We start from the raw sequence: 15558 nt of genomic DNA on the forward strand, positions 1-15558 counted from the left end.
TGGTCACCCACCTCGATACGCCGCCCTCCTCAGACCGTCATCACCCAGATTCCAGCATAGCTCGGGGTCGCCTCTACGATGCGAGCCGACGGCCGGAACCCGTGGCCGAGGCCCTGTGTTGGGCGCACGCGCGTCGGAAATTCTTCGAATTGGCCGACATCGCCGCCAACAAGCGGCGCGGCAAAGGAGCGCCCCCGATTTCCCCGCTGGCGCTGGAGGCTGTGCGGCGCATCGACCCGCTGTTCGACATCGAGCGCGAGGCCCTCGGGCGCTCGGCGGCCGACCGTCTGGCGGTGCGCACCGAGTTGTCCAAACCCTGGGTCGAGGAACTGGAGAGTTGGATGCGGACCGTACGGGCCGGGATGTCGAAGCACGCGCCGGTGGCCAAGGAGATGGACTACATGCTGACCCGTTGGGAAGGCTTCACCCGCTTCCTGCACGACGGACGGGTCTGCCTGACGAACAATGCCGCCGAACGAGCGTTGCGCGGCATCGCTCTGGGCAGACGGGCATGGCTGTTCTGCGGCTCGGATCGAGGCGGGCAGCGCGCTGCCGCCATGTACAGCTTGATCGTGAGCGCCAAGATGAACGACATCGATCCCCAGGCATGGCTGGCCGACGTCCTGGCCCGCATCAACGATCTGCCGCAGACCAAGCTGCACGAGTTGCTGCCCTGGGAATGGAAGCGGCTGCACGAGACGACCACGGCGACCTGAGGAACCATGGCCAGAACCCGCAACCTCGTGACCATGGAGCGCGTCGCCGAGATCCTCGGCGAGGACGTCGAATGGCTGATCGACATCGCCATCGAGTTGGAGCCAGAGGACGGTTGCCTGACCGTGTTCGGCCCAGGCGAGCAATGGTTCTATGCCCTGACCGAGGATGGCGTCGAGAACCTCAAGGAACTGATCCAAATTCACCGAACGGGACGCTGAACGCTTCGATCCGCACCCGCGTCACTCGCCGGATGCATACCAATGATACGCTGACCGGTGGCGATGGGGCTGACACGCTGATCGGAGGCGATGGCGACGACCGCTTCTACTTCGATGATGCCGACGCGCCATTGCAGGGTGGTGCCGGCTTCGATACCGCCGTCGTTCAAGGCAGCGCCGGCGCCAGTCTCGATCTGGCAGCGTGCAGCATTGAGCAAGCCTATGGCGGAGGCGGAAACGACAGCCTGATCGGCACCGGCGCCCTCCTCGGACTTGCGATCAACGGGCGTGACAGCGACGACCTCATCCTTGGCGGTGCCTTCAACGATACATTGACCGGCGGCAATGGCAGCGACACCCTGATCACCGGAGACGGCGACGATGTGCTGTACATCGACGCGGACGATGCTCTGGTGACTGGCGGGGCCGGGTTCGACACCGTCTATGTCCAGGGGGACGGAAACCTCACCCTCGACCTTACCGCCGACGGCATCGAGCGGGTGTTCAGCGGCGCCGGCGATGACCTCCTGGTTGACAGCGCGTTTGACGACACGCTGCGTGGTGACGCCGGCAACGACACGGTCTATGCCCGATATTCCGGCGGCGTGACGCTGGATCTGTCGGCCTTCATCGAGTTCTTCAACGGCAGCGACACCGTGACGGCGGTCAACACCTCCTCCGCGGTGGAACTGATCGGTGGGGATGGCGACGACTCGCTCACGGGTGGTGCCTACGCCGACAGCCTGCGTGGTGACAACGGCAACGACTGGCTTTGCGGGGGTGGGGGAAATGATACCCTGTCCGGCGGTAGCGGAAACGACACGTTGGTTGGTGGTTTCGGCGATGACTCATTGGTTGGCGGAAGCGGTGCCGACCTGTTCGTCTTCTCCAATGGCGGCGGCAACGACATCCTGCGGGATTTCAATGCCGGGCAGGGCGATCTCATCGGTTTGGCGGAAGGTCAAACCTACACTTTAGCCGCCGATGTGGGCGGCAACGCACGGATCGTTTTCGGCGCCTCGGATACGGTCACTTTGGTCGGCGTGCAGATCACCGCGGTTTCAAGCTCCTTGTTTGTGACCGTGTAATCTTGTAACGGGGAAGGTGACGCACCTTCTCCGCTCCACTACTGGGAAACAATTCAACACGGGCGCAGAACAGACTTGTCGCATGGAATGAAGGTTGTACGATTGGAGTCCGAAATGCGGGTTCCTGTCCATGACGAAGAGGAACGCACGTCAGCAGTGCCGCGCCCCCAATTCCCGTCGCCACGCGCAACGTCAGAACGTTGTTGGCGAGTAATACCAGCGGCTTTGAAGGGTGACCCGTAACAGATGGATTCCCTTTTGGTCCGCAACGTGAGTCGCTATCGGCTCTCGGAAGGAGGAGGCATGGCGGCGGTGGCAATCATGCGGTTGGAGCATATTAAAAAACTGTGAGCATTTTCTCGGAGCCTCTGAAATGAGATTCCGGATCATTGAAGATTGCCGCGACGAATACCCGGTCCGGGTGCTCTGCGATGCGCTCGGCGTGTCGCCGTCCGGCTACTATGCTTGGCGCACGCGACCGGAGAGCCCGCGCTAGGCGGCGAACCGTCAGTTGCTCGATGACATCCGGCGGCTTCACGCCGATCACCGCGAGCGCTATGGAGCCCCGCGCATTCATGCCGCCCTGAACGCACGAGACGGCGAGGCCGTGGCGAAGGCGCAGCATCGAGAGTGCTCCCGTTCAACCGCGCCCTTCTAAACAGGAACGGGTCGATTGGGTTCAGCGACGCCGCTGAAAGGCACGATTGTTAAAGTGGAAACAGCCTTGGGGCAACCACCCGCAGCCTAAAACATGTGGCCGAAAACGCAGAAAACGCATGGGGACCGCCCCACGAAGGGCGGCCCCCATGCCGTCAAACGCGTAGGCTGGTCAGCGACCGGTCAGCGCGGGGCGATGACCATGACCATCATGCGCCCTTCCATCCGAGGCATCTGCTCGACCTTGGCGATATCCTCGAACTGGTCGCGCACACGGATCAGCACGTTCATGCCCAAATCCTGGTGCGCCATCTCGCGGCCACGGAACCGCATGGTCATCTTGACCTTGTCGCCCTCTTCGAGGAAGCGCCGCGCAGCCCGCATCTTCACGTCGTAATCGTGGTCATCGATGTTCGGCCGGAGCTTAAGCTCCTTGATCTCGATGATCTTCTGCTTCTTGCGCGCCTCGTTGGCCTTCTTCTGCTCCTCGAACCGGAACCGGCCGTAGTCGAGGATCTTGCAGACAGGCGGCTCCGCCTGGGGAGCGACCTCGACGAGATCGAGTTCAGCCTCCACCGCAGCGTCGAAGGCGTCGCGCAGCGAGACCACGCCGATCATCTCACCGTTGGCCCCGACGAGGCGCACCGTGCGTGCCGTGATTTCCCGATTGATGCGCGGGCCTTCGCGGACCGGGTCCGCATCGTAGAGTTTAGCTATGTCCTGTCTCCAACGGTCTGTCCGGCGAGGAACCGGAATGGGTGCTGACGGCCCTGACGCCGTCCCTCAATTTAAAGCATCGGCGGCCACGGTCAATAGCCCTCGCGCAGTAGGCGCTTGCGCAGCAGCTTGCGCCGCCGCCGGACCGATTCCGCTGCCTGCCGTGCCCGGCGCTCCGAGGGCTTCTCGTAACGCCGATGCAACTTCATCTCACGAAAAAGCCCTTCGCGCTGCATTTTTCTTTTCAGGACGCGCAGGGCGCCCCCCACATCGTTGTCGCGGACTTGAACGAGCATAGGGCGGCTGTCCTCGCGGTGGTTCCTGTGGAAAGGCTTTTTTCGTTACGGATGAAGCGGTTAGCCCAAAGTGTCGAGAACGATCTGGCGAATCTCGCGCGGGGTGAGGCGGGGCCACCCCGGCGCCCACGCCGGCTCGATCGCGGGGACGGGCTGTTGATGCTGGGGCTGGGCGGCCTGTGCCGCCCCGGTCGAAGGAAGTTTGATGGTCATGCGAATCCTCTTGCCGGTACGGGCGGAGCCCGCCGGCCATGTTCTTCTGTGCTGGAATCGGGGGTCTGCGGCGCTCAGAGCGCGCGCAGGTCCTCGGCCGAGACCTTGCCCCGCTGCGGGTCGCGGACGGCCTCGAACGACAGCTTCTGCCCTTCGTTGAGTTGGCCGATGCCGGAGCGGTCGACGGCGGAAATATGGACGAAGACGTCCGCCGAACCGTCATCCGGCTGGATGAAGCCGTAGCCCTTGGTGGAGTTGAACCATTTCACGGTGCCGTTAGCCATGGGTCTGTTCCCTTGCTGGTGTTGCCCTACCCGACATCGGGAAGGGATCAAATTCACTTCGGGAAAAGAGACCCAAACCGGTTGGCCATGGCTGAGGACAGCAGGCCCCGAAACAATCTTGATCGACTTCAGGTGGGAAGACCCCTCGGCTTTTACAAGCGAGTACTGAGCGGTGTCGTCCCTTTTCCGGAAAAGAATGGGGATCATGCAGGACGCTGGCGGGCGTCTGCAGCGGCAAGGCCGTGATCACATCACGCGTGGACGGCGACGGGACGGTTCGCGTCTGCGTTGAACGGCACGCTGATCGTGGTGGCGCAGCCCTGCCGGCCATCGAACGATATGGTGCCGCCGACCTGCCGGACAAGCGCGTCGACCAGCGTCATGCCGGTCCCTCCCATGGGCGGCATGTCCGGGCAGCCGATGCCGTCGTCGGCCACGGTCATCGTCAGACGGTCGCCCATCTTCCGCAGCCGGACCGTGACCGTTCCGTTTCCCTCCTCGGGAAAGGCGTGCTTCAGCGCGTTGACGACGAGTTCGTTGGCGATCAGGCCGAGCGGCGTCGCGAGCTCGATGGAACAGGCGACGTCGTCCGTGTCGGCTTGGATGGCGATCGCCTCGTTCGGATGAAGCTCCTGAAGCGCGTCGCAGAGCTGGCGCAGGTGCGTTCCGAAATCGACGTTCGTCAGGTCCCCGGAGGTGTAGAGCTGCTCGTGCAGGCGCCCCATGGAGGTCACCCGCCCGGCCAGCGCCTCGATGCGGCCCCGCGACAGGTCCCCCTTGGGCAGACGGCGCATTTCCACCATCATCAACCCATAGATCACCTGCAGGTTGTTCTTCACGCGGTGGTGGACCTCGCGAAGCAGCACCGTCTTCTCGGCGACGGTGCCGCGGAGCCGCCGGTCCGCCTCCTGCAGGTCGCTCACGTAGGTGTGCAGCGCGCCGGACAGCGTGGCGGCTTCCGTGTAGCGGCCGGTCTGGGGCAGGTCGGGCATCGCGCCGTCCGCGCCCGCCGCCTCCACGGCCCTGGACATGGCGCGCAGGGGAGCCGACAGCCACGTCGCCAGAACATGGCCGACGAGGACCGCCAGCAGGCTGGCGCCGATTCCCCACGCGATCACCCGGTTCCGCAGTTCGGCGACCGGCGCCATCGCCTGATCGACCGGTTGGCGGAGCACGACGCTCCACCCCAGCCCGGGATAATCCCGGTAGCCCTTCGTCGGCACCACGCTCGTCAGGAAGCGGCGCCCGTCCGGCCAGGATTCGACTCCGGCGTTCCGGTCCCGCGCCGACGCAAAGGCCAGCGGCTTACCCACCAGGGGCTTGGGACCCAGAATCACCGTGCCGTCGGCGGAGAGGATCATCGCCTCGACCTCGGCATCCTGTGAAATCTGGCCGAGCACGGAGCGTTCGACCTCCGACGCCCAATCCCAGCTGAGATGGGCGGCGACGACGCCGGTCAGCGTCCCCCGTTCGTCGCGCACGGGTGCGGCAAGGTCGACGAAGCGCGGGATCTCCAGCCGGTTGGCGTACAGAATCTTGCCCAGAACCACCGCGTCGTGCACATCGCCGACATAGGGGCGGTCGAACCCCTGCTTCCACCAATCGCGCGCGCTGACATCCATGCCTTCATAGACACGGCCCGTCGCCGCTTCGAGGAGACCGGTCGGCTGGATGAAGCCGATCCAGGCATAGTCCGGGTAGCTGTCCTGAAGCTTCTGTAGGACGGCGCGCCGTGAATCGCGGGACGCGTCGGTCGCACGGATCGTCTCGAGGCTCGTCACGACGAGGAGGTCGCGGTAGCGCTCGAACATGCCGCGGTCGAGCTTGTCGGCGACCTGACCTGCATACAGGTGCAACTGCTCGCCGATCATGCGCTGAAGCCGGTTTCCGGCTTCCACCTGCAGAACCGCGGCGGTGCCGGCCGTGAATGCCAGCCCGACACCCCCCAGACACGCGATCAGCATCGCCCTCAGACCGATCTTCAAGGTCGCGGGTTTTCCTTTGGTGAAGGCTTCGCCCGGCGCCGCCGTGCCGGTTCACAGCAGTAAGAATGCGCACATCCCCGCGGAACGAACAAGGGTTGCCCGCTCCCCGAAAGAGCACCCGAAGGTGCCGCTGAAACAACCATAAAACGTTCGGCTTTGTTTTTGCGGGCGTCGCCCGCTACAATCATACCTGGAGCTGAAGCGTATCGCCCCGCCCCTCGGGAGTGTTTTTTTCTGTACGGTGAGCCGCCATGACCGAACCCCGCCACATCCTGCTGGTCGATGATGAAGCCATCGCGATCATGGCGCTGGAGCATGGCCTGATGGACGAGGGGTTCCGGGTCACGACGGCCTTCAACGGCCAGGAGGCCTTGAAGATCTGGCAGGATGCCTCCTTCGATGCCCTGGTCACCGACCTCAGGATGCCGGTGATGGCCGGCGACGAACTCATTCGCAACCTGCGGAGCGAGCAGCCCGGCTTGCCCGTGGTGGTCGTCAGCGGCTACGCCACCGGCGAGATTTCCGAAAAGCTGAAGGTGAGCTTTCCGGACCCGATCGCGATCATGCCCAAGCCGGTGCGCGTCGAGGAGATCTCGGACGCGCTGAAGCGGATGCTGGCGACCGCCCCCGGCGCCTGACCCCAGCGCATCACGGCACGACCGAGGACCATGGACACCGTCACCCAAATGCTACTCGGGGCTACGGTCGCGCAGGCCGGCTTCCGCCGCCGGCTGGGCCGCCGCGCCCTCGCCGTCGGCGCGGGCATCGCGCTGATCCCCGACCTCGACGTCGCCGCCGGCTGGATCGGCGGCCCCTTCGCCAACTGGGTCCATCACCGAGGCCTGACCCATTCGATCCTGTTCGGCCCGTTCGCCGGCCTGCTGCTCGGCTGGCTGGTCTGGCGCTGGCAGCGCCGACGCCATGGTCCGGACGGCCCATGGGGCGGCGGCGACGCGCTGCGCGCCTGGATCTGGCTGGCCATCCTGGCGCTGATGACCCACCCTGTGATCGACGTCTTCACGTCCTACGGCACGCAGTGGCTCTACCCGCTCACCGACACGCGCTTCGCGATCAACGCGATGCCGATCATCGACCCGATCTACAGCCTGATCCTGTTGCTCTCGTTGGCGGCCGGCGTCGCGCTCCGCAGGCGGGCGGCCCTGGCGCAGGACATCGCGGGCGCGGCGCTGATCCTCGTGTCGGCCTACACGCTCGGCGGCTGGGCCATCAACGACCGCGTCGAGGCGATCGCCAGGGCGCAGATCGGCGGCACGGCCCCGGCAGCCGCCGAGGTGACGGCCTACCCGACCCTGTTCCAGCCGCTGCTGCGCCGGGTCGTGGCGGAAACCCCGGACGCGGTGCTGGTCGGTTTCCACTCCGTGCTGAGCGACGGGAAGATCCAGTGGGAGCGGTTCGAACGGAACAGCTCCCCGGCCATCGAGGCGGTCGCGGCGACGCCGGAGGCCAAGGTCTTCCGGTGGTTCTCGATGGACAACCTCCACTGGCGCGAGCAGCCGCTGGAGTCCGGGAACAGGCTGGTCCAGGCGCTCGACCATCGCTACGGCATGCCGGGCGTCTCGTCGCTCGGCTTCTGGGGCATCCGGGCCGTCGTCGACCCGGCGGGGAGGCTGGCGGGGCCGGTGGAGACCTTCCAGACCCCCCGCGACGCCTCGCGGGCGGCGTGGCAGGACCTGTGGGTCCGCATCGTCGGCACGGGTCCGGCGGACCGGACGGTCCGCGCCGATTGAAGCCGCGCCGGCTGAGCCCGCGAGTCCGTTACGCCGCCAGCGCGACGCCGAGATGCCGCTCCATCAGGGCGTGGTCGTCCCGCAGATCGGCGGCGGCCCCCTCATGCACCACCTGCCCGCGTTCGAGGATCACCACCCCCTGCGCGAAGTCCAGGGCGCGGTCCACCTGCTGCTCCACCAGGATCAGCGTGACGGTCAGCTGCGCCAGCGCCTGCATCAGCTGGTCGCAGATCACCGGAGCCAAGCCCTCCAGCGGCTCGTCCAGCAGCAGCACCGTCGGCCGGCCGAGCAGCGCGCGGGCGACGGACAGCATCTGCTGCTCGCCGCCGGAGAGCGCGCCCCCGCCGTTGCCCCGCCGCTCCTTCAGACGGGGAAACAGCGCGTAGGCCTCCTCCAGGGCGGAGCGCGGCCGACCCTTCAGCCCGGTGACCAGATTCTCCTCCACCGTCAGCGAGCGGAAGATGTCGCGCGTCTGCGGCACATAGCCCAGCCCGGCCGCCGCCCTCGCGGAGGAGTTGAGGCCGCTCAGTTCGACGCCGTCCAGCCGGATGCTGCCGGCGTGCAGCGTCGTCTGCCCGACCAGGGTGGCCAGCGTCGTGGTCTTGCCCATGCCGTTGCGGCCCAGCAGGGCCAGCCGCCCGCCGGCCGGCACGGTGAAGGACAGGTCTTCGACGATGCGGGTCTCGCCATAGCCGGCGGTCAGGCCGGTGATCTCCAGCGTTCCTTCAGTGCGGCGCATTGGCCCGGCTCCCCAGATAGACCTCGCGGACGCGCGGATCGGTGGCGATCTCCTGTGCCGTGCCGCTGCACAGCAGGCGGCCCTGCGCCAGAACGACGATGCGCTTGGCGAAGCGGAACACCAGATCCATGTCGTGCTCGATCATCAGCACGGCCAGATCGGCCGGCAGGCGGTCCAGCGCGTCGAGGATGCGGTGGCTTTCCGAATGCGGCACGCCAGCCGCCGGCTCGTCGAGGATCAGGAGCTTGGGCTTCAGGGCGAGCGCCAGCGCGATCTCCAGAAGACGCTGCTGCCCGTAGGCCAGCGCCCCGACGGCGGTGTCCGCCACCGGGACCAGCCCCATGCCGTCGAGCAGGCCCGCCACCTCGTCGGCCAGCCCCGGCGTGCGCCGGACCGAGGCGAAGACGCGGAAGGTCTTCCGCTCGCGCTCCAGAACGGCCAGCTCCAGATGCTCGTGCACCGTCATCGAGCGGAACAGCCGCGCCACCTGGAAGGAGCGGATCAGGCCGAGGCGCACCCGCGCCTGGGCCGACAGGCGGGTGACGTCCTGCCCGGCCAGCCGGATGGTGCCGGAGCTGGGCGCCAGCACGCCGGTCACCAGATTGACGAAGGTCGTCTTGCCCGCCCCGTTCGGCCCGATCAGCGCGCAGCGCTCGCCGGGATGGAGCGCCAGGGTGATGTCGGCGGACACCTGAAGGCCGTCGAAGTTCTTGCTCAGCCCCTTGACGTCGAGAAGCGCGGTCATTCCCGGTTCCCCTTGATGAAGCGGTCGGCGAGCGAGGCGATCCCCCCCGGCAGGAACAGCACCGTGCCCATCAGGAACAGGCCGATGAACAGCATCCAGTGGAAGGGGTCGATCGCGGCCATGACGTGATGGATGGTCATGAAGGCCACCGTGCCGATGACCGCGCCGACGAGCCGCCCGGCGCCGCCGAGCACCAGCATGACCAGCGCCTCCGCCGACCAGGAGAAGCTGACGCTGTCCAGCCCGACGATGCCGCTGGTCACCGCGGTCAGCGCCCCGGCCACCCCGGCGAACACCCCGGCGATGGCGTAGAGCGTGACCAGATAGCGGCGCGGCGAACCGCCCAGGGCGGCGATGCGCAGCGGGTCCTCCTTCACCCCCCGGCAGGCCAGCCCGAAGGGCGAGCGGACGATGCGCCGCGCCACCAGGAAGCCGACCAGAAGCACCGCCAGCGCGAACAGGTAGGAGGTGCGCCCGAACATGTCGAAGCGGAACAGGCCGAACAGCGGGCTGGGCTCGATGCCCGACAGGCCGTCGCTGCCACCGGTGAGGTCGCGCGCCTTGTTGACCACCTCCTGGACGATCTGCACCACGGCGATGGTCAGCATCAACAGCGTCAGGCCGCGCGCGTGCAGGATCAGCGCGCCGGTGACCAGAGCGACCAGACCGCCAGCCAGAGCGCCGACGGCGAGCAGGACGAGCGGGTCGCTCACCAGATGCACCGCGGCGATGCCGGCGGCGTAGGCCCCGCTGCCGAACATCGCCGCCTGCCCCAGCGTGGCGATGCCGCCGAAGCCAAGCACGAGGTCGAGCGACAGGACGTAGAGCGCCGTCGCGGCGATCCGCGTCATCAGGCCGAGATCGTTGGGGAACAGCCAGAAGGCGGCCAGCCCGGCGGCGGCCAGCAGCGGAACCGCGGCACCGCCGAGCGCCCGGCGGAACCGCGGCTCGCGCGCGGAGGCCTGCGGGGTCTGCCCGGTGGCCACCGCGCCCGTGTGACTTCCGCCCATCAGGCCGCCCTCCCCTGGAAGAAGCCGTGGGGCCAGCGGAACAGGATCAGGATCAGCGCGGCGTAGAAGAAGAACTCGCCGAAGCTCGGGATCAGGTATTTGCCCGCGGTGTCCACGATGCCCAACGCCAGGGCGGCGGCGGCCGAGCCGAGGATGTTGCCCGCCCCGCCGACGGCGACCACCGCCAGGAACAGGACGATGTAGCGGATGGCGTAATAGGGCTCCAGCGGCAGCAGTTCCGCCCCCAGCACGCCGCCCAGCGCCGCCAGCCCGGTGCCCAGCGCGAAGGTCGCGGTGTAGAGGCGCTCCGTCCGGATGCCCAGCGCCGCGGCCATGTTCGGGTCGTCCACGGCGGCGCGCAGCTTGATGCCGAAATCGGTGCGCTCCAGCAGCCACCACAGGCCCAGCACGGTCGCCGCCCCCATGACGATGACGAAGGCGCGGTGCACCGGGATCGACTTCGGCCCGATCGCCACGGTGCCGAGCAGCGCGTCCGGCAGCGGGATGCGCTTCAGCGTCGGGCCGAACAGGTAGTTGATCCCGGCGACGATGACGAAGGTCAGGCCGATGGTCAGCAGCACCTGGGCCAGCTCGTTGGCGGAGCCGTAGATGCGCCGGTACAGCAGCTTCTCCAGCGGCAGCGTGGCGAGCACGGTGAACAGGATCGCCGCCACCAGACCCACGGCGTAGGGCAGGCCCAGCCCCTGCGCGGCGTAGGAGGCGACGTAGCCGGCGACCATCGCGAAGGCGCCGTGAGCGAGGTTGACCACGCGCATCAGGCCGAGCGTGACCGACAGGCCGACCGAGATGATGAACAGGATCATCCCGTAGGCGACCCCGTCCACCACGATGCCGAAAAGCGTTTCCATCAGGAACTCCAGCGCGGACAAGCCCCCCTCCCGTCGGGAAAGGGGGCCGTCGATGGTCCTACTTGCCGACCTTGAAGCCGTAATCGGGCTGTTCGGGGAACCCGGCGACCTCGGTGTTCTGCAGCCGGCCGTCCTTGCGCTCGGTCACGCGCAGATAGATGGTCTGGGTGACGTGGCGGGACTCGGGGTCGATCCGCACCGGCCCGCGCGGGCTTTCCCAGGCCATGCCCTTGACCGCCGCCACCGCCTTCGCTCCATCGCTCTTGCCGCCCGTCGCCTCGACCATGCGGTAGATGACGTGCGCGCCGTCATAGGCGCCGACCGAGGTGAAGGTGACGATGTCGGAGGAGCCGAACAGCTCCCTGTGCTTGGCGAGGAACCGGCGGTTCAGGTCGGAATCGTGGGCCTGGCTGTAGTTGAAGGTCGTGGTGATGCCGACCGCCGCGTCGCCGAGCACCGGCAGATCCGGCTCCTGCGTGATGTCGCCGGGACCGAAGAACCTGATCCCCGCGGCCTTCAGGCCGGTGTCGCTGAAGGCCCTGGCGAAGCCCAGCGTCGTCGGGCCGGCGGGCAGGAAGGCGTAGATGGCCTCCGCCCCGGAGTCCTTGATGCGCTGCATGAAGGGGGCGAAGTCGGTGGACTTCAGCGGCATGCGGATGCTGTCGACCACCTTGCCGCCGGACTTCTCGAAGGTCTGCTTGAAGGCGGTCTCGCCGTCGATGCCGGGGCCATAGTCGCTGACCGCGGTGGCCACCTTGCGGATGCCCTGCTTGGCGACATGCTCGGCCAGCGGCACGGTGTTCTGCCACAGGGTGAAGGAGGTGCGGACGTAGCGCGGCGACTTCTCGGTGATGGCCGAGGTCGCGGCGTTGAAGATCACGCAGGGGATGTTCGCCTCGTCGATCAGCGGGGCGACGGCCAGCGCGTCCGGCGTGAAGAAGAAGCCGGCGAGGTAGCCGACCTTCTCCTTGACCACCAGTTCCTGGGCCAGGGCCTTGCTCTGCGCCGGGTTGGCCTGGTCGAGGTCCTTGTAGACGAACTCCACCGTGTTGCCGGCGACCGTCTTGCCATGCTGGGCCTGATAGACCTCGATGGCCTGCTTGAAGGTCTGGCCGACCGTGGCGAAGGGGCCGGAGAACGGCGCGATCACCCCGACCTTGATCGTGTCGGCCCACACCGGGCCGGTGCCGAAGGCGCACAGGAAAGCGGTGCCCAGCAGGGCCTTGCGAAATGTTCCGGACATGTTTCCTCCTCGTTTTGAAAGCCCCCGTGTTTTTCGTCGTTGATTGGGGGGCGTCTTGGCGTTCGCCGGGGCCGGCCTTGCAGGCCGCCGATACCGTCACCACAGCATGATTATCAGTGATCGCAGCGCTGCGCTCATTCGTTGGGCGAAAGCCCCATTCGTTTTTTGAATAGCGTTCGGGGCGCCTTTGCAATGCGGCACGCACATACGAAACGGCGACCGCCGGTGCCAAGCCGCAAAGCCTATGGGCAGGCTATAGTAAAACTCAATGCCCCAGGGCTTCGACGGTCCGACCCGTGCCGCTCGACCGGTCCTCGGGATGGACGAACTGCTTGACCAGCAGGGCCAGGGCGGCGACCAGACCCGGAATGGCGACGATCGTGAAGATGCTGGTGAAGTCCAGTTGCCGGCGGGCCAGTTCGGCCACCAGGAACGAGCCGCCGATTCCGCCGAAGCGGCCCAGCCCCAGCATCCACGCCACGCCGGTGGCCCGCCCGTGGGTCGGATAGAAGCTGGCGGCCAGCGCCGGCAGCGAGGTCTGGGCGGTGTTCATGATGGTGCCCGCCGCGAAGACCGTGACCACCAGAAGCCCGACGTTCCCGGCCACCTGCCCGATGGCGTAGACGGCGCCGTAGGTCAGCACGAAGCCGAAGGCGATGATCCTGTTGGCGTTGAAGCGGTCCATCAGCCAGCCCGACAGAATGGCCCCGACGCCGCCCAGCGGGAACAGCGCGGCGATCAGCGCGGCGTCGCGCGGCGCCAGCCCGGCGTCCTTGAACAGGATCGGCATCCAGTTGATCAGCGCGTAGAAGATGACCAGCCCCATGAAGTAGGCGATCCACAGCATCACCGAGCCGACCAGATAGCCGCGCGACAGCACGACCGCGATGCCGTTCCGCGCCTTGGTGGCCGGGGCCTTCTCGGTCATCACGAAGCCGGCCGCCCCGGCCGCCGTCTCGGAAATGCGGCGCAGCACGGCGCGGATGCGCTCCACCGGGTGATTGTGGGCGACCATGTAGCGGACCGATTCCGGCAGCAGGACCAGCAGCACCGCCGCCAGGACCAGCGGCGCGATCCCGCCCAGCACCAGCACGCTGCGCCAGCCCCACAGCGGGATCATCCAGGCGGCGAGGAAGCCGCCGAAGGCCGCGCCGAGCGGGAAGCCGCAGAACATGGCGTTGGTGACCATGGCGCGCCGCCCTTCGGGGCAATATTCGCTCATCAGCGTGACGGCGTTGGGCATCGCCGCCCCCAGCCCGAGGCCGGTGACGAAGCGCAGCATGACGAGCTGGTCCAGGTTACCCGAGAAGGCGGAGGCCAGACAGGCGGTGCCGATGACCAGGACGGAGCCGATCAGGATCACCTTGCGGCCGAAGCGGTCGGCCAGCGGCCCGGCGGACAGGGCGCCGAAGGCCAGCCCGAACAGCGCCGCGCTCAGCACCGGCGCCAGGGCCGGCCGCGCGATTCCCCATTCCGTCGTCAGCGACGGGGCGATGTATCCGATGGCCGCCGTGTCGAAGCCGTCCAGAAGGACGATGAAGAAGCACAGCGCGAACACCAGCCATTGGTATCGCGAGAAGGGGTGCTCGTTGAGAAAGGCTTGAACGTCGACGCTGCGCGCGGTTGGCATGGGTTTCCTCCTCGGGGCGGGTCTTCGCGGGACGTTTTTCTTGGTCTTGCGTCCCGCGTCCTTGTTGTTTGGGCTGTGGGGCCGGCGACGCGTTCCCCGATCAGGCGTTCAGCGATTTTTCCAGACGGTCGAGCGTCCGCATGGCCGGCAGGCACTGCGCCACGCTGGCGTTGGGCTCGCGCTTGTCGCGGATGGCGGCGAAGAACTCGCGGTCGATCAGCTCGATGCCGTTGTTCGACACGGTGAGGCCGCTGAGGTCGATCTTGTTGTCCTTGCCGTCGTACAGATCGTCGTAGCGGGCGATGTATGTGCCGTTGTCGCAGATGTAGCGGAAGAAGGTGCCCAGCGGCCCGTCGTTGTTGAAGGACAGCGACAGGGTGCAGATCGCCCCGGACGGCACCTTCAGGCCGATGCTCATGTCCATGGCGATGCCGAGCTGCGGGTGGATCGGCCCCTGCAGGGCGTGCACCTGGCTGGCCACCTCGCCGGTCTGGTACTGGAACAGGTCCACGGTGTGGCAGGCGTGGTGCCACAGCAGATGGTCGGTCCAGGTGCGCGGCTTGCCCAGCGCGTTCATGTTGGAGCGGCGGAAGAAGTAGGTCTGCACGTCCATCTGCTGGATCGTCAGCTCCCCCGCCTGGACCCGGTTGCGGATCCACTGGTGGCTGGGGTTGAAGCGCCGCGTGTGCCCGGCCATGGCGACCAGACCGGTGGCCCGCTGCACCGCGACCAGCCGCTCCGCGTCGGCCAGACTGTCGGCCATGGGGATTTCCACCAGCACATGCTTGCCGGCCTCCAGGCACTGGATCGCCTGCGCGGCGTGCACCGGCGTCGGAGTGGCCAGGATGACCGCCTCCACGTCGGGCCGCTCCAGGCTCTCGGCCAGGTCCTTGGTCCAATGCGGAATGCCGCGCGCCTTGGCGAAGCCCTCGATGTCGTCCGGCTCGCCGCCGACCACCGACACCACCTCGATGCCGTCGATGGCGGCGACCGCCTCCAGATGCTTCACGCCGAAGGCGCCCGCGGCCCCCGCCACACAAATCCTCATCGCGTCCTCTCCCGAAGTCCCTTGCTCGGGCTGGCGAGCCCCCGCAGCGGCGGGTCCGGCCCCACGCCCTTAATCCCTCATGATCGAATGGGTATCATCCCAAACGCCGCTTAGGAAATTCGTTCATCGAAGAGCCCATTTGTTTTTTGAATAACGGCGGGGTGGTTGGGGGGAGGATATCCTGGTCGAGGCCGCCCCAAGCTGACCCCTTCCATTGCGCCACAGCGCCGATACAAGCACAGCCCCGTATGTCTTATACCCATGATTCGACATGAGATTACGCCTGACGCGACATCTTCGTACCGACCCTGGGGGCTTCCCCTCCCCCGGCATCCCATGGCAAGGCCCAAC

Annotated in this window: 18 protein-coding genes; 6 read left to right on the forward strand and 12 right to left on the reverse strand. The window is 67.0% G+C overall.

Annotated elements, in window-relative coordinates; genetic code table 11:
* The 4 genes from tnpC to JJL56_RS34080 all read left to right on the forward strand — a co-directional run.
* Nucleotides 1-716 (forward strand): IS66 family transposase (tnpC, locus tag JJL56_RS23955; RefSeq protein ID WP_425599143.1); only part of this gene is annotated, 716 nt, incomplete at its 5' end.
* A gap of 6 nt (nucleotides 717-722) precedes the next feature.
* Nucleotides 723-935 (forward strand): hypothetical protein, encoded by a 213-nt coding sequence (locus JJL56_RS23960; protein WP_119510267.1) that lies wholly within the window; start codon nucleotides 723-725, stop codon nucleotides 933-935.
* Between the two features lie 32 nt (nucleotides 936-967).
* Nucleotides 968-2023 carry a calcium-binding protein gene (locus JJL56_RS23965; RefSeq protein ID WP_200486558.1) on the forward strand — a complete coding sequence of 352 codons (1056 nt, stop codon included), beginning with the start codon at nucleotides 968-970 and terminating at the stop codon, nucleotides 2021-2023.
* A 511-nt stretch (nucleotides 2024-2534) separates the two neighbouring features.
* Nucleotides 2535-2681, forward strand: a complete 147-nt coding sequence (locus JJL56_RS34080) for a helix-turn-helix domain-containing protein (protein ID WP_200486559.1) — start codon at nucleotides 2535-2537, stop codon at nucleotides 2679-2681.
* Nucleotides 2682-2863: 182 nt separating this feature from the next.
* Here the strand turns inward: JJL56_RS34080 and infC are convergent, their stop codons facing one another.
* From infC to JJL56_RS23995, 5 genes are all read right to left on the reverse strand, one after another.
* Nucleotides 2864-3397 (reverse strand): translation initiation factor IF-3, encoded by a 534-nt coding sequence (gene infC / locus JJL56_RS23975; RefSeq protein WP_035673684.1) that lies wholly within the window; start codon nucleotides 3395-3397, stop codon nucleotides 2864-2866.
* A 92-nt stretch (nucleotides 3398-3489) separates the two neighbouring features.
* Complete coding sequence (gene rpsU, locus JJL56_RS23980) at nucleotides 3490-3693, reverse strand: 30S ribosomal protein S21 (RefSeq protein WP_035673681.1); 204 nt, start codon at nucleotides 3691-3693, stop codon at nucleotides 3490-3492.
* Between the two features lie 60 nt (nucleotides 3694-3753).
* Entirely contained in the window at nucleotides 3754-3906 is a 153-nt protein-coding gene (locus JJL56_RS23985; RefSeq protein ID WP_200486560.1) for a hypothetical protein, read from the reverse strand.
* A gap of 74 nt (nucleotides 3907-3980) precedes the next feature.
* Nucleotides 3981-4190, reverse strand: a complete 210-nt coding sequence (locus JJL56_RS23990; RefSeq protein WP_109067852.1) for a cold-shock protein — start codon at nucleotides 4188-4190, stop codon at nucleotides 3981-3983.
* Between the two features lie 251 nt (nucleotides 4191-4441).
* A complete protein-coding gene (locus JJL56_RS23995; protein WP_200486561.1) occupies nucleotides 4442-6175 on the reverse strand; it encodes a sensor histidine kinase in 1734 nt (577 codons plus the stop codon).
* Nucleotides 6176-6426: 251 nt separating this feature from the next.
* Here JJL56_RS23995 and JJL56_RS24000 point away from each other — a divergent pair, with 251 nt between their 5' ends.
* Nucleotides 6427-6813, forward strand: a complete 387-nt coding sequence (locus JJL56_RS24000; RefSeq protein WP_200486562.1) for a response regulator — start codon at nucleotides 6427-6429, stop codon at nucleotides 6811-6813.
* A gap of 30 nt (nucleotides 6814-6843) precedes the next feature.
* Complete coding sequence (locus JJL56_RS24005; protein ID WP_200486563.1) at nucleotides 6844-7923, forward strand: metal-dependent hydrolase; 1080 nt, start codon at nucleotides 6844-6846, stop codon at nucleotides 7921-7923.
* Nucleotides 7924-7951: 28 nt separating this feature from the next.
* Here JJL56_RS24005 and JJL56_RS24010 read toward each other — a convergent pair whose 3' ends face one another.
* From JJL56_RS24010 to JJL56_RS24040, 7 genes are all read right to left on the reverse strand, one after another.
* The gene (locus JJL56_RS24010) at nucleotides 7952-8662 is read right to left on the reverse strand and encodes an ABC transporter ATP-binding protein (protein WP_200486564.1); all 711 of its coding nucleotides are present in this window, start codon (nucleotides 8660-8662) and stop codon (nucleotides 7952-7954) included.
* A complete protein-coding gene (locus tag JJL56_RS24015) occupies nucleotides 8649-9407 on the reverse strand; it encodes an ABC transporter ATP-binding protein (protein WP_200486565.1) in 759 nt (252 codons plus the stop codon). Before JJL56_RS24015 ends, JJL56_RS24010 begins: the two co-directional genes overlap by 14 nt.
* Entirely contained in the window at nucleotides 9404-10417 is a 1014-nt protein-coding gene (locus tag JJL56_RS24020) for a branched-chain amino acid ABC transporter permease (RefSeq protein WP_200486566.1), read from the reverse strand. The genes JJL56_RS24015 and JJL56_RS24020 overlap by 4 nt, the downstream gene beginning before the upstream one ends.
* Nucleotides 10417-11286: a branched-chain amino acid ABC transporter permease gene (locus tag JJL56_RS24025; RefSeq protein ID WP_200486567.1), complete on the reverse strand. Its 870-nt coding sequence runs from the start codon at nucleotides 11284-11286 to the stop codon at nucleotides 10417-10419. The genes JJL56_RS24020 and JJL56_RS24025 overlap by 1 nt, the downstream gene beginning before the upstream one ends.
* Nucleotides 11287-11344: 58 nt before the next feature.
* Nucleotides 11345-12529, reverse strand: a complete 1185-nt coding sequence (locus tag JJL56_RS24030) for an ABC transporter substrate-binding protein (protein WP_200486568.1) — start codon at nucleotides 12527-12529, stop codon at nucleotides 11345-11347.
* A gap of 265 nt (nucleotides 12530-12794) precedes the next feature.
* Nucleotides 12795-14159, reverse strand: a complete 1365-nt coding sequence (locus JJL56_RS24035; protein ID WP_200486569.1) for an MFS transporter — start codon at nucleotides 14157-14159, stop codon at nucleotides 12795-12797.
* Nucleotides 14160-14259: 100 nt separating this feature from the next.
* Complete coding sequence (locus JJL56_RS24040) at nucleotides 14260-15207, reverse strand: Gfo/Idh/MocA family oxidoreductase (protein WP_211111961.1); 948 nt, start codon at nucleotides 15205-15207, stop codon at nucleotides 14260-14262.
* Nucleotides 15208-15558: the final 351 nt, after the last annotated feature.

This window comes from Azospirillum aestuarii (assembly GCF_016632405.1).
Classification (GTDB): domain Bacteria; phylum Pseudomonadota; class Alphaproteobacteria; order Azospirillales; family Azospirillaceae; genus Azospirillum; species Azospirillum aestuarii.

Excerpts from the sequence above, each read along its gene's own strand:
- rpsU (WP_035673681.1), bottom strand. The coding sequence starts at position 3,693 with ATGCTCGTTCAAGTCCGCGACAACGATGTGGGGGGCGCCCTGCGCGTC.
- JJL56_RS24010 (WP_200486564.1), bottom strand. The coding sequence starts at position 8,662 with ATGCGCCGCACTGAAGGAACGCTGGAGATCACCGGCCTGACCGCCGGC.
- JJL56_RS24020 (WP_200486566.1), bottom strand. The coding sequence starts at position 10,417 with ATGGGCGGAAGTCACACGGGCGCGGTGGCCACCGGGCAGACCCCGCAG.
- JJL56_RS23990 (WP_109067852.1), bottom strand. The coding sequence starts at position 4,190 with ATGGCTAACGGCACCGTGAAATGGTTCAACTCCACCAAGGGCTACGGC.
- JJL56_RS24025 (WP_200486567.1), bottom strand. The coding sequence starts at position 11,286 with ATGGAAACGCTTTTCGGCATCGTGGTGGACGGGGTCGCCTACGGGATG.
- JJL56_RS24005 (WP_200486563.1), top strand. The coding sequence starts at position 6,844 with ATGGACACCGTCACCCAAATGCTACTCGGGGCTACGGTCGCGCAGGCC.
- JJL56_RS24040 (WP_211111961.1), bottom strand. The coding sequence starts at position 15,207 with ATGAGGATTTGTGTGGCGGGGGCCGCGGGCGCCTTCGGCGTGAAGCAT.
- JJL56_RS23985 (WP_200486560.1), bottom strand. The coding sequence starts at position 3,906 with ATGACCATCAAACTTCCTTCGACCGGGGCGGCACAGGCCGCCCAGCCC.
- JJL56_RS24035 (WP_200486569.1), bottom strand. The coding sequence starts at position 14,159 with ATGCCAACCGCGCGCAGCGTCGACGTTCAAGCCTTTCTCAACGAGCAC.
- JJL56_RS24015 (WP_200486565.1), bottom strand. The coding sequence starts at position 9,407 with ATGACCGCGCTTCTCGACGTCAAGGGGCTGAGCAAGAACTTCGACGGC.
- JJL56_RS23960 (WP_119510267.1), top strand. The coding sequence starts at position 723 with ATGGCCAGAACCCGCAACCTCGTGACCATGGAGCGCGTCGCCGAGATC.
- JJL56_RS23965 (WP_200486558.1), top strand. The coding sequence starts at position 968 with ATGCATACCAATGATACGCTGACCGGTGGCGATGGGGCTGACACGCTG.
- JJL56_RS24030 (WP_200486568.1), bottom strand. The coding sequence starts at position 12,529 with ATGTCCGGAACATTTCGCAAGGCCCTGCTGGGCACCGCTTTCCTGTGC.
- JJL56_RS24000 (WP_200486562.1), top strand. The coding sequence starts at position 6,427 with ATGACCGAACCCCGCCACATCCTGCTGGTCGATGATGAAGCCATCGCG.